13 protein-coding genes are annotated in these 12,245 nt (G+C 68.6%); 10 read left to right on the forward strand and 3 right to left on the reverse strand.

Annotation, left to right across the window (positions count from 1 at the left end; genetic code table 11):
- Positions 1-107 precede the first annotated feature (107 nt).
- The 9 genes from AC07AG_RS42180 (at position 108) to AC07AG_RS42220 (ending at position 8,164) form a co-directional block, all read left to right on the forward strand.
- Entirely contained in the window at positions 108-752 is a 645-nt protein-coding gene (locus AC07AG_RS42180; RefSeq protein ID WP_478762467.1) for an HAD family hydrolase, read from the forward strand.
- A 251-nt stretch (positions 753-1,003) separates the two neighbouring features.
- Complete coding sequence (locus AC07AG_RS42185) at positions 1,004-1,693, forward strand: VC0807 family protein (protein WP_478762469.1); 690 nt, start codon at positions 1,004-1,006, stop codon at positions 1,691-1,693.
- Positions 1,694-1,736: 43 nt separating this feature from the next.
- Positions 1,737-2,954: an MFS transporter gene (locus tag AC07AG_RS42190; RefSeq protein ID WP_478762471.1), complete on the forward strand. Its 1,218-nt coding sequence runs from the start codon at positions 1,737-1,739 to the stop codon at positions 2,952-2,954.
- Positions 2,905-4,080 (forward strand): acetoin utilization protein AcuC, encoded by a 1,176-nt coding sequence (locus AC07AG_RS42195; protein WP_478762473.1) that lies wholly within the window; start codon positions 2,905-2,907, stop codon positions 4,078-4,080. The genes AC07AG_RS42190 and AC07AG_RS42195 overlap by 50 nt, the downstream gene beginning before the upstream one ends.
- A 154-nt stretch (positions 4,081-4,234) precedes the next feature.
- Entirely contained in the window at positions 4,235-5,050 is an 816-nt protein-coding gene (locus tag AC07AG_RS42200; RefSeq protein WP_478762474.1) for a phosphatase, read from the forward strand.
- 132 nt (positions 5,051-5,182) lie between these two features.
- A complete protein-coding gene (locus tag AC07AG_RS42205; RefSeq protein WP_157869005.1) occupies positions 5,183-5,392 on the forward strand; it encodes a helix-turn-helix domain-containing protein in 210 nt (69 codons plus the stop codon).
- Positions 5,393-5,517: 125 nt separating this feature from the next.
- Positions 5,518-5,616, forward strand: coding sequence for a 30S ribosomal protein bS22 (locus AC07AG_RS42210; RefSeq protein WP_003948845.1), 99 nt, complete (start codon positions 5,518-5,520; stop codon positions 5,614-5,616).
- Between the two features lie 416 nt (positions 5,617-6,032).
- Complete coding sequence (locus tag AC07AG_RS42215; protein ID WP_478762476.1) at positions 6,033-7,079, forward strand: NAD-dependent epimerase/dehydratase family protein; 1,047 nt, start codon at positions 6,033-6,035, stop codon at positions 7,077-7,079.
- A gap of 14 nt (positions 7,080-7,093) precedes the next feature.
- Positions 7,094-8,164 (forward strand): lysophospholipid acyltransferase family protein, encoded by a 1,071-nt coding sequence (locus AC07AG_RS42220; RefSeq protein WP_478762478.1) that lies wholly within the window; start codon positions 7,094-7,096, stop codon positions 8,162-8,164.
- 61 nt (positions 8,165-8,225) lie between these two features.
- Here the strand turns inward: AC07AG_RS42220 and AC07AG_RS42225 are convergent, their stop codons facing one another.
- From AC07AG_RS42225 to AC07AG_RS42235, 3 genes are all read right to left on the reverse strand, one after another.
- Positions 8,226-9,464 carry a DUF5667 domain-containing protein gene (locus AC07AG_RS42225; RefSeq protein WP_478762479.1) on the reverse strand — a complete coding sequence of 413 codons (1,239 nt, stop codon included), beginning with the start codon at positions 9,462-9,464 and terminating at the stop codon, positions 8,226-8,228.
- 267 nt (positions 9,465-9,731) lie between these two features.
- On the reverse strand, positions 9,732-10,523 hold the full coding sequence (locus AC07AG_RS42230; RefSeq protein WP_249588547.1) for an ECF subfamily RNA polymerase sigma factor, BldN family: 792 nt from the start codon (positions 10,521-10,523) through the stop codon (positions 9,732-9,734).
- Between the two features lie 301 nt (positions 10,524-10,824).
- A complete protein-coding gene (locus AC07AG_RS42235) occupies positions 10,825-11,766 on the reverse strand; it encodes an HAD family hydrolase (protein WP_478762480.1) in 942 nt (313 codons plus the stop codon).
- Between the two features lie 125 nt (positions 11,767-11,891).
- Between AC07AG_RS42235 and AC07AG_RS42240 the strand changes: the two genes are divergently transcribed.
- Entirely contained in the window at positions 11,892-12,170 is a 279-nt protein-coding gene (locus AC07AG_RS42240) for a glutaredoxin family protein (RefSeq protein ID WP_249588545.1), read from the forward strand.
- Positions 12,171-12,245: the final 75 nt, after the last annotated feature.

The raw sequence follows: 12,245 nt of genomic DNA on the forward strand, positions 1-12,245 counted from the left end.
TACTGCAGGGGGGACCCTGTGGGAGAGTAGGACGCCGCCGAACTATTATTAACGGGAAACCCCCGCACCCTCTGGGTGCGGGGGTTTTCTGCGTTTAGGGTCGAGTTATGCGATACGACCTGGTCATCTTCGACAATGACGGCGTCCTTGTGGACAGTGAGCCGCTTTCCAATACCATCCTTGCCGCTTACCTGACCGAGCTCGGGCACCCCACCACGTACGAGGACTCCCTCCGCGACTACATGGGGGCGGCTGTTCATCGCGTACACGATCTTGTTCTTGAGCGCAGTGGGCAGCGGTTGCCCGAGGATTTTGATGTGACCTTCCACGCTCGTGTCTTCGCCGCCTTCGAGCGGGAGCTTGAGCCTGTGGCCGGGGCCGTCGACGTACTGGAGAAGCTGGTCGCCGGTGGGGTGCCTTACTGCCTTGCCTCGTCCGGGAGTCATGAGCGGATTCGGGTCGGGCATCGGCGTACCGGGCTCGATCGGTGGTTCGGGGATGAGCGGATCTTCAGTTCCGAGGACGTGGGGCGGGGGAAGCCGGCGCCGGATCTCTTCCTCTACGCCGCCGAGCGCATGGGAGTGGCGCCCGAGAGGTGTGTGGTGGTCGAGGACAGTCCGTTGGGGGTGCGGGCCGCTGTGGCGGCGGGGATGGACGTGTACGGGTTCACCGCCATGACGCCGGCGGAGCGGCTCTCCGGCGCCACTGAACTCTTCGGGGACATGGGGGAGTTGGCTGACCTGCTCGTATGACGCGGGCCGGGGGTTCGGGCTGACATTTGTCATGGAGAGGTCCGGACGATCGTTTCTGTCGGCCGGTGGGTGGTTGCGGCGAAGCTGAGTGCGTCGAGAACGAACGGGACGCACAACGCACGGACGCACCCAGTGACAGTGACGACGGAGGACCGGACGCCATGAGCCAGCTCGCCACCCCAGCCTCGGACATAGCCACAGGCGCGGACACAGGCGCGGACACAGCCACGGACACAGTGACAACAGCTGGCGTGGAAGGCTCCGGTCGGCAGTCGCGCTGGGAGTCGCTGAAGCCGCTCGTCCTTGACGCGGCTGTGCCCACAGCCTCGTACTACCTGCTCAGCAAGGGTTTTGGAATGAGCACGCTGGCGGCGCTCGCCTGGAGCAGTGTGGTGCCTGCCGGGCGGACGCTGTGGAGTCTGGTCAAGGAGCGCCAGGTCAACGGGCTCGCGGCGCTCATCCTGGCCGCCAACGTCGTTGGGCTGCTGCTCAGTCTGCTGGCCGGTGATCCGCGGCTGATGCTCGCCAAGGACAGTGGGATCACCGCGACGATCGGGATCGCTGTGCTGGTGTCCGTGGCTGCCGGGCGGCCGTTGATGACCGTCGGGCTCAAGCCCTGGGTCACCAAGGGGAATCCGGTGCGGACCGCCGCGTGGGAGCGGCTGATCGCCGAGCGGGGGCGGTTCGCGCGGATGGAGCGGATGTTCTCGGTGATGTGGGGTGTGGCGCTGTTCGGTGAGGCCGCGGTGCGGGCCGTGGGTGCCTACACGCTGCCCGTCGACACCATGGTGTGGCTCGGCGGCGTGATCGCCGGGGTCACCATCACGGCGACGGTCCTGGTGAGCGGTGCCCTGGTCGTCGATCCGATGGAGAAGAAGGTGACCGAGGAGGTGACCGGGGAGGTGGCCGAGGGGGCGAGCCGTGGGGAATTGGGTGGGTGATCTATCTACCCACCGGTAGTCAGGGGTCCTACGCTCAGCAGCCATGACAGATGAGCTGCGGCGCGGCAGGGCCTCTTTGGCGTTCAGCTTCCTGGTGCAGGGCGTCACCTTCGCGTTGCTGGTGACGCGGATCCCCGCCATTCAGGATCAGTACGGGATATCCGACGGCCTGTTGCCGGTCTTCCTTGCCGCCGTGCCGATCCTCGCCGGGGTCGGGAGCGTGGGCACGGAGTGGCTGGTCAAGAGAGTGCCGCCCAGCCGTGTGCTGCGATGGGCGCAGCCTGTGGTGCTCCTGGCGCTGCTCGGGGTGGGTGCCGGTGACGCCCTGTGGCAAGTGGCCGTGGCACTGGGGGCGTTCGGGCTCTCGGTGGGGGCGCTCGACGCGTCCATGAACATGCTCGGGGTGAGTCTGCAGCGGGCGTACGGGCGCAGCATCATGCTGGGGTTTCACGCGGCGTACAGCCTGGGCGGGATCGCGGGGGCGTCGGCCGCGTGGGCGGGGGCGCACTGGGATCTGTCGCTCTTCGTGTCGTATCTGCCGGTGGTCGTCGTGCTGTTGCCGGCGGCGCTGGTGGGGAGTCGGTGGTACGTCGACGCCGATGCCGGCGCTGATGCGGCTGCCGCAGGTGAGGGAAAGGGCGGGCCCGTCGTCTTCAAGCTGCTCCTGCCTCTCTGCCTGGTGATGACCTTCGCGTACATCGGGGATTCGACGGTCTCCAACTGGAGCGCGAAGTATCTGCAGGACGTCCTGGGGAGTTCGGAGGAGGTCTCGACCGTCCCCTACAACGTCTACATGGTCATGACCCTGCTGGGGCGGGGGCTCGGGGACCTGGGCGTGCGGCGGTTCGGGGCCGTGGCGGTGGTGCGGGTCGGGTCGGTGGTGGGCGCCCTCGGGTTCGCGATCGTGGCGGTGGCGCCCGGTGCGTGGACCGGGATCCTGGGGTTCACGGTGCTCGGGCTCGGGCTGTGCGTGATCGTCCCGCAGACCTTCGCCGCGGCGGGGCGGCTCTTCCCCGGTGCTTCGGATGCCGCTGTCGCGCGGCTCAATGTCTTCAACTATGTGGGGTTCCTGATCGGTTCGCCGCTGGTGGGTGCGCTCGGGGATGCGTGGAACTACCGCGGGGCGATGCTCGTTCCCATGGTGTTGGTGCTCGTGACCTTGTTGTACGCCCGGTCTTTCGCCCCCGAGACGGACCGATACGGTGACGGGCATGAGCGGCCACGCACAGCTGATGTGGGACGAGGCAGTAACGGGCTATGACTTCGGTCCTGAGCACCCCATGGACCCGGTCCGGCTCGCGCTGACCAGAAGCCTGGTCGGTGCCTTCGGGCTCGACCAGGAGCTCGACGTGGTCGCGGCCAAGCGTGCCGGTGACTCCACGCTGCGGCTCGTGCATCGCGAGGACTATGTGCAGGCGGTCAAGGCCGCTTCCGTCGATCCGGCGTCGGCGGACGGGAGCTATGGCCTCGGGACCGCGGACGATCCCGCCTTCGCGGGGATGCACGAGGTGTCGGCGCTGATCGCCGGGCAGTCGGTGGGCGCGGCCGAGGCGGTGTGGCGCGGCGAAGCGCTGCATGCCGTGAACTTCGCGGGCGGGCTGCATCATGCGATGCCGGGGTCCGCCTCGGGGTTCTGTATCTACAACGACGCCTCGCTGGCGATCGCGCGGCTGCTCGAGCTGGGCGCCGAGCGGGTCGCGTACGTGGATGTGGACGTGCACCACGGGGACGGGGTGCAGGCGTCCTTCTGGGACGACCCGCGGGTTCTGACGATTTCGCTGCACGAGCATCCGCGGACGCTGTTCCCGCAGACCGGGTGGCCCGAGGAGACGGGTGCGGACTCCGTGGCGGAGGGGTCTGCCGTCAATGTCGCGCTGCCGGCGGGGACGGGGGACGCGGGGTGGCTGCGGGCGTTTCACGCGGTGGTGCCGGAGCTGCTCGCCGACTTTCGGCCGCAGGTCCTTGTCTCGCAGCATGGGGCTGACACGCACTTTGAGGATCCGCTCGCTCACCTCGCGGTTTCGCTTGATGCTCAGCGGGCTGTGCAGGTGGCCTGCCATGAGCTGGCGCATTCGTACGCCGATGGGCGGTGGGTCGCTCTGGGTGGGGGCGGGTACGCCGTGGTGGATGTGGTCCCGCGGTCCTGGACGCATCTGACCGCCATCGCCGCGGGGCGGGAGATCTTGCCATCGGCGGATACTCCCGAGGCCTGGCGGCAGGAAGTCTTCGCGCGGACTCGGCAGTTGGCGCCCGCGCGGATGAGTGATGGGCGGTGGCCTGTCTCCTGGGCGGAGTGGGAGGACGGGTACGACCCTGCGGATCGGCTTGATCAGGCGGTGCTTGCTGCTCGCCGGGCGGCGTTTCCGCTGCGGGGGTTGTTGGCGTAGGCACTCGGGAGCTTCGGTGTTGTGCCCACCCGTTCCGCCCTGCGGAACGCCTGCCCACGACGGGGAGTCGTGAGAGTACGGCTCGTTAGCCCAACTGTGGGGGTTTTTCGGGGTTTTGGAGGTATGGGGTGGGTTCCTGCGGGACCCTCGCAGCGTGTTGAGCACCGGAGCATTGCGTGCGCATCTGTTGGCTGCCCGGTTGGCCGGGCCCGTGGCCACCACTCGGGAAGAGAGCCTGCGGAGCTATCGGCTCTTCGCGGCCCGGGACCCGCGGATACTGCTCGGGCTCGATCCCGAGTGGAGCTGGGGCCACGGTGACCTGCTGGGGCTGATGGCGGACAAGTGCGGGGTCTCCGCCGACCCCCGGCACACCTCGGGGGTCGATGTCATCGACCCGGAGCGGACGTTGGCCGCGCTCGACGCCTTCGCCGAGAGGCTCGCTGACGCGGCGCGAAGGGGGCTTCCCGTGCTCTTCGGGACGGGGCATCCGCACCGACTCCTCGGTTTCTACGCCGCCCTGGCGGACGCTTTGTCGGCGGCCGGGTGCACCGTCCTCACCCCCGCGCAGGGCAACAGTGTCGACATAACGACCCGGTTCGGCCTACGCACGTACAACCTTGACTACGTACAAGGAGTCGCGCTGGTGCGGGAACCCGGCGCGCGTCCCACCGGGAGTGAGACCGGCGCACATACCCACTCCCCACTCCCGGTTCGAGCCGCTCTCGCGGCCGCCGCGGAGGCTGAAGGACCGCTTCCGGGGCTCGTCATCGGGGACCACGGATGGGTCTGCGGGGCTGGTCAGCTGGGGTTTGAGGCGATCGGTCTGGCGGATACGGATGATCCCGCGCTGTTCGTCGGAGAGGCCGAGGGGCAGGTGTCCGTCGTCGTTCCGCTTGATGACGCTGTGCGGTCTGATTACTACCGACCGCTTACTCGCTATGTACTCAATCGAGCGTGTCTGTCACAGTAGGCGGCCGATCGCTACTCCTCTTCCCCACTCGCATCATCCGCCCCTAGTCTGGGGAGTGAGCGCGCAGAGACGAAGAGTCACCGGAAGGGGAAGCCGGTGCCCGTCATGTGCGGAAGGTTCAGGTGGGGTGTCATGGCTGCTGACCAGAGGCCGCTGAACGAGGTTCAGTTCTTGACCGTGGCGGAAGTCGCCTCGGTGATGCGAGTGTCCAAGATGACCGTGTACCGCTTGGTGCACAGCGGTCATCTGCCCGCCATCCGGGTCGGAAGGTCCTTCCGGGTCCCGGAGCAGGCGGTTCACGAGTACCTCCGCGAGTCCTATGTAGGGGTCGAGGCGGGCTGACCGGAGCCGGTCGATCCCCCTCGATTACGTCCCTCACCCAGGGGCGGGTAGGCTAGGCCGACGTAGGTCGTGTGGGCCCAGTCTGCTGCCCCGCACCGAGTGAAGAGAAGTGAGCGAGGGTAGTCGTGGGCTCTGTTATCAAGAAGCGGCGTAAGCGGATGGCCAAGAAGAAGCACCGCAAGCTGCTGAAGCGCACTCGCGTTCAGCGTCGCAACAAGAAGTAAGCGACAGCTGCACAGCGTGTCCCGAAGCCCTCCCGTCATCCGGCGGGAGGGCTTCGGCGTTTTGCGGGCCGCCTCAGGGGCACCCGCCGAGCGTCCGCTGGGCACCCGCCGGTCATCCGTCGGGCGGCCGCCGGATATCCGCCGGGCACCCGCCGGGCGTCTTCCGGCCGGTTTTCGGGCTTCGCCGGACCGCCTGGGGGCTTGTTTCGAACGTATGCCCTGGGCAGGATGTGCGTCCCGATCCGGAGTACGTCCTGGTCTGGGCGTAGGGCCTGGTCCGGGCGGTTTGCTGTGGCTGTCGTCACTTCCTGCATCAGGCGGTCATCACAGCGCAACATCGACCCGCTAGCGTGTGCCAGGAGAGACATGATGGGGCGCGGCAGGACTTCGAGGGCTGGGGAAGGCAGGCGCTGATCTTGGGCAAGGTCGTGCTCGTGACCGGGGTGGCCCGACAACTGGGCGGGCGGTTCGTCCGACGCGTCCTGAGGGACCCCGAGGTCGACCGGGTGGTCGCCGTGGACGCGGTCCCCCCTGAGCACCATCTGGGCGGCGCCGACTTCGTGCAGGCCGACATCCGGCAGCCCGCGATCGCCAAGGTGCTCGCCGAGTTCTCCGTCGACACGGTCGTGCACATGGACGTCACGGGCACGGCGCTCGCCGGCGGCAATCGCGGCTCGCTCAAGGAAACCAACGTCATCGGCACCATGCAGCTGCTCGGCGCCTGCCAGAAGTCGCCGACGGTGAAGCGGCTCGTGGTGAAGTCGAGCACCAATGTGTACGGCTCCGCGCCGCGCGACCCCGCGGTCTTCACCGAGACGACGCCGCCGAAGTCGCTGCCCAGCGGTGGCTTCGCCAAGGACACCGTCGAGGTCGAGGGGTACGTACGCGGCTTCGCGCGCCGCCGCCCGGACGTGGCGGTCTGCGTGCTGCGCTTCGCGAACATCCTGGGGCCCGCAGCGGACTCCCCGCTCGCCGAGTACTTCTCGCTGCCGGTGCTGCCGACCGTCTTCGGCTACGACCCGCGGCTGCAGTTCGTGCACGAGGACGACGCGATCGAGGTCCTGCGCATCGGGGCGCGCGATCCGGAGCGCGGGACGCTCAACAGCGGCACGTTCAACATCGCGGGCGACGGACTGCTGCTGCTCTCGCAGTGCTCGCGCCGCCTGGGGCGTCCGACGCTGCCGGTGTTCATGCCCGCGGTCACCTGGGTCGGCCAGGCGCTGCGCACCCTGGGCATGACGGACTTCTCGCCCGAGCAGATCAGGCTGCTCACCCACGGCCGGGTCGTGGCCACCCGGCAGATGCGCGAGACACTGGGCTTCAAGCCCAAGTACACGACCGCGGAGACCTTCGCGGATTTCGTACGCAGTCGGGGTCCGGGACTTCTGCCGCCGCAGGCCGTCGCGGGGGCCATCGACCGGATCGCCACGCTGCCCTTCGCGGGCAACCAGAGCGCCAACTGAGGAGAGCGTCAACGATGGCGGACGCCAAGGTCATTCCGTTCGACGACGACCGGTCGCGCACGGGTGCGCAGCGCCCGGCGCGGCGCAGGGGCACGGCCCGGCGCAAGAACGATCCGGCAGCCGTGCGTGAGGTCACGGCCATGCCGGGGCAGCAGGACGGGGAGCCGCAGGTGGACAGGGCCGAGCCGGAGCCCGCGCGGCCGGAGACCGGGGCGGGGGCCAGGCCGGAGCCGCGGGGCGGTGGCGGTGGCCTGGAGCGCCGTGTCGCGGGTGGTCTCGCGTTCCTGCGCCGGCGGCTCACGGGTGACTACGAGGTCGACGACTTCGGTTACGACGAGGAGCTCACCGACCAGGTCCTGATGTCGCTGGTGCGGCCGCTGTACGAGAAGTACTTCCGCGTCGAGGTGAAGGGCATCGAGAACATCCCGTCGGACGGCGGGGCGCTGATCGTCTCCAACCACTCCGGGACGCTGCCGCTGGACGGCCTGATGATGCAGGTCGCCGTGCACGACAACCACCCCGAGGGGCGGCATCTGCGGCTGCTCGCGGCGGACCTCGTCTTCATGCTGCCGGTGGTCAACGAACTGGCGCGCAAGGCGGGGCACACGCTGGCGTGCGCCGAGGACGCCGAGCGGCTGCTTGCGCGCGGTGAGCTGGTCGGGGTGATGCCGGAGGGCTTCAAGGGCATCGGGAAGCCGTTCAGCGAGCGCTACAAGCTGCAGCGGTTCGGGCGGGGCGGCTTCGTCTCCACCGCGTTGCGGGCGGGGACGCCGATCGTTCCCTGCTCGATCGTGGGCGCGGAGGAGATCTACCCGATGATCGGCAACGCGAAGACGCTGGCGCGGGTGCTGGGCTTCCCGTACTTCCCGATCACGCCTACGTTCCCCTGGCTCGGGCCGCTGGGGGCGTTGCCGCTGCCGACGAAGTGGACGATTCAGTTCGGGGAGCCGATTCCCACGGACGGGTATCCGCCGGAGGCGGCCGAGGACCCGATGCTGATGTTCAACCTGACCGATCAGGTCCGGGAGCAGATTCAGCACACGCTGTACAAGCTGCTGGTGCAGCGGCGGTCCGTCTTCTTCTGACGTGAACGCAGGACGGGCCGGATCCCACGAAGGGATCCGGCCCGTCCTGCTTGTCCGTGTACTACTTCGCGTCCTCCTCGTCGATCCCCAGGCCCGGCAGCAAGCCGGGAAGGATCGGCGGCACCGTGACGTCCGGCTTGGGCTGCGGGGATTCCTTGTCGGACGAGCCGCCGTCCGACGGGCTGCTCGGCGTGGTGTCGGACTTCGGGGGGTCCAGGAGACCGCCCGTGTTGCCGCCCAGCAGGCCGTCGTTCTCGCGCTTGTCCGGTGCCGACGGGCGGGGCTCGCCCTTGTCGGCGCTCGAACCGTCCCGCGGGGACGAATCCGGGGACGAGGGGCGGTCCGGGGTGGAGGACCCGGAGGAGCCGCCCTGGCTCGGCTGACCAGGGGCGCTGCTCGTGTCCGGGGTGCGGGGGAGCAGGGAGCGGAGGGGGTCCACTTCCTGGTCCATCGCGTCGAAGACCGAGCTCACCTGCTCGCCCACGTCCCCTAGCTGGACGGGCAGCCGGCTCTGCAGGTCGCTCCAGCTCCTGCGGTGCGACTCGGTGAAGGCGGACAGCGCCTGGATGTGGCCGATCGAGCCGTCACGCTCGTACGCCTGGTGGAGCAGGCGGTGGCCTTCCGTGGCGTCGTGCCGCATGCCCGAGAGGGCCCGCCTGACCTCGCCTAGGGATTCGTGGTCGAGGTCGCCGCTGCGGCCACGCTCCATCAGCCGACGGGCTTCGTTCAGGCGCGTCGACGCGTGGTCGAGATAGACCCCGCCCTTGTCGCTGTCGCCGTCGGCCATGCCGAGCTTGAGGTCCTCCATGCCGCGCTTCAGGCCGTATAGCGAATCGCCCGGCAGCGCGTCGGAGCTGGCCGCGGCCACTCCGCTGAACGCCCCGGCGGCCACGCCGACGGTGAGCCCGCCCGCGGCGATGCCCTTCGAAAGCCTGGAGCGCGGCTTCAGTTTGCGCAGTCCCGTGGCCCGGTGGGCACCCTTGCGGGACCGCTGTTCGGGCACCGAGGTGCCGATGGTCCCACCGCCCGCGGCCGTGCCCTCAAGGAGCATGGCCTCCATGGCAGCTACGAGCTGGGCCCGCTGGACCACTTTGACCTCGGGATCCAGCTCCGGCTTCGGCAGCTCGCCGAGGTCCGTAGCGAGGGTCAACATCCGGTCCGGGGCCGTCTGTTCGGACGGCACGGAATCGGGTGTGACGGAACCTTCGGACTGCTCGGCCGCCGGGCCCTGGTCGGATTGCTCCTCCAGGGCCTGGGCGAAGGCGTTCGCCCGCCGGTGTGCCGATACGTTCGCGATCACTGGCGGCACCTCCTCTCGTCATGACGGTCGACTCCCCAGGGGGTCCTGAGGGTTGCACGACTTGAGCACTTCCACACGATCGAGTGAGCGGAGGTGATCAGAGAGCAACCACAGGGAGCCTGCATCCCGCACAACGAGTGTCGCGGCACTTGGGTTACGGACGGAGGATGATCGGACCGCCCAAATTCCGTGACGGCCATCTGGCCGCCACGGAGGGTGAGTTGAACGCTCCGCACGGCTACAGAGGGCTATTGACGGCGCGCGGCGCTAGCGCACGTCGTCCGGCAGGAGCCGGGCCAGTGTGCGGACCGCGCGGTACTGGAGGGTCTTGATCGCGCCCTCGTTCTTGCCCATCACCCGAGCGGTCTCGGCGACCGAGAGGCCCTGCAGGAAGCGCAGGGTCACGCACTCCTGCTGCTGGGGGTTGAGGCGGCGCACGGCTTCGAGCAGTGCGGCGTTGGAGAGGGACTCCAGGACGGAGTCCTCGGGGCTGCGCTCGACCTCGTTGGCGTCGAGCATTTCGCCGGTGGTCACTTCGAGGCGGAAACGGCTCGATTTGAAGTGGTCGGCGACCAGGTTGCGAGCGATCGTGACCAGCCAGGCGCCGAAGTCACGGCCCTGCCAGGTGAACGTGCTGATGCGGCGCAGGGCGCGCAGAAAGGTCTCGCTGGTGAGGTCTTCGGCGGTCGCTTTGCCGCCGACGCGGTAGTAGATGTAGCGGTAGACCGTGTCGCTGTACTGGTCGTAGAGACGGCCGAAGGCGTCGGACTCGCCCGCCTGGGCGCGTTCGACGAGGTCCATCATGCGGGCGCTGTCGCTGTCCGCGGCGGGACGGCGGGGGGTGGGGGTTGAGGTGGCGGCAGAGGCGGAACGAGCCCGTCTGCTGACCGCCGCGCCGCTGTCCGCCAGGGCATAGACGGGCCCGGCGGGTGTGGGGACGGCAAATGCGGGGACGGCGGGGCCGGCGTACGCGGTGGGGACGAAGCCGCGCAAGCGGTCGGCGACCGTTGCGCGCAGCGTAGCCAGGCCCGAGGCGTCAACCCCGACGTGTGGGTACACGGGACTCCCAGAGGCAGAGCTTCCATCACGTGCAGTGCGAGACCGTTCACCCGTCGTAGCGACGTGTGGGGTCCGTAATGCGTCTGAGGAGAATAACGCTTCGTACAGGCGGCACTACACCCAGTTGCTCAAATCACCGGTTACGTCGCTTCTGTTACCGGTCTATGCCCGTTCAAGTAGCAGACAGTGAACGGTTGTTGATCGAAAGAGTCCACATTCCGTCTCAGCACGGGGCGTGTTGTGGCCGAGTGCTACCGGCGTGACTGGCGGGAGCCCGGGTGGGGTAGGACCGAGAGAATGTTCAGTGGCGGCGGCGGTGCAGGGCGATCGCCGCGGCTGTGCCGCCCGCGATGGCGCCGACGCCCGCGGCGGCCGGGATGCCGACCTTGGCGGCCTTGCGGCCGGTGCGGTAGTCCCGCAGGCGCCAGTCCCGCTCGCGTGCGTACTTGCGCAGTTTCGCGTCGGGATTGATCGCGTACGGATGCCCGACGAGCGAGAGCATCGGGATGTCGTTGTGCGAATCGCTGTACGCGGCGCAGCGGGCCAGGTCCAGGCCCTCCGCCGACGCGAGCGCGCGGACGGCCTCGGCCTTCGCGGGGCCGTGCAGGGGTTCGCCGACGAGCTTTCCCGTATAGACGCCGTCCATGGACTCGGCGACCGTGCCGAGCGCGCCGGTCAGGCCCAGGCGGCGGGCGATGATCGTCGCCGTCTCCACCGGGGCGGCCGTGACCAGCCAGACCTTCTGGCCCGCGTCGAGGTGGGCCTGGGCCAGGGCGCGGGTGCCGGGCCAGATGCGCTCGGCCATGTACTCGTCGTAGATCTCCTCGCCGATGGACATCAGCTCGGCGACGCGGTGGCCCTTGACGATGGACAGGGCGCTGTCGCGGGCGTCCTGCATGTGCTCGGGGTCCTCGACACCGGCGAGCCGGAACCACGCCTGCTGCCAGGCGAATCGGGCGAGCTCCTGGCGCTCGAAGAACTTCCGCTTGTAGAGGCCGCGGCCGAAGTGGAAGATCGCGGCGCCCTGCATCACGGTGTTGTCGAGGTCGAAGAAGGCCGCGGCCTTGTCGTCGCCGAAGACCGGGAACTCCGGCTCCGCTGGTTCCTCGGGTGCCGCGGCGCCGTCGAGCGCCTCAAGCTCCTGCGACGTCTTGCGCGCTGCCTCAGCCGAGGCCTCGCCTGCCAACACGCTCCGCGCGGTGGCGGAGCGCCTACGGGGGGTGAGCCATCCGAGAGCGGCCATGTCGTGAGCATAGCTAGTTCGTTCGGTCGTTCCGGAGTCGGCAGGATTCGGTGCTGTGAACTCTCCGCGACCGCACCGTTAAACAGACGGGCCGCGCGGCGCGTCGGTGGGGCGAGAATGGTGTCATGAGCCCGATTTTTCGCCGTACGGAGAAGAAGAAGCCCCAGGACCGGACGGTCACCTTGATCGGCAAGCCCGGCTGTCATCTGTGTGATGACGCACAGCTGGTGATCGAGAAGGTCTGCGGCGAGCTGGGAGTCGTATGGGAGAAGAAGGACATCACGCAGGACGAAGAGCTCAACAAGGCCTACTGGGAACAGATCCCGGTGGTCCTCGTGGATGGTGAACAGCACACCTTCTGGCGGGTGAACGAAGATCGGCTGCGGCGCGAGCTCGCTCCGTAGTCCGAATCGTCACTGACCGACGAGTCCAAACGGCCCGAATGGTCCCTTAGGATCGTGGGCGGTTTGGTCTCGGGG

The organism is Streptomyces sp. NPDC044044 (assembly GCF_056434405.1).

Excerpts from the sequence above, each read along its gene's own strand:
- AC07AG_RS42190 (WP_478762471.1), top strand. The coding sequence starts at position 1,737 with ATGACAGATGAGCTGCGGCGCGGCAGGGCCTCTTTGGCGTTCAGCTTC.
- AC07AG_RS42235 (WP_478762480.1), bottom strand. The coding sequence starts at position 11,766 with ATGGCCGCTCTCGGATGGCTCACCCCCCGTAGGCGCTCCGCCACCGCG.
- AC07AG_RS42195 (WP_478762473.1), top strand. The coding sequence starts at position 2,905 with ATGAGCGGCCACGCACAGCTGATGTGGGACGAGGCAGTAACGGGCTAT.
- AC07AG_RS42205 (WP_157869005.1), top strand. The coding sequence starts at position 5,183 with ATGGCTGCTGACCAGAGGCCGCTGAACGAGGTTCAGTTCTTGACCGTG.
- AC07AG_RS42220 (WP_478762478.1), top strand. The coding sequence starts at position 7,094 with ATGGCGGACGCCAAGGTCATTCCGTTCGACGACGACCGGTCGCGCACG.
- AC07AG_RS42180 (WP_478762467.1), top strand. The coding sequence starts at position 108 with ATGCGATACGACCTGGTCATCTTCGACAATGACGGCGTCCTTGTGGAC.
- AC07AG_RS42240 (WP_249588545.1), top strand. The coding sequence starts at position 11,892 with ATGAGCCCGATTTTTCGCCGTACGGAGAAGAAGAAGCCCCAGGACCGG.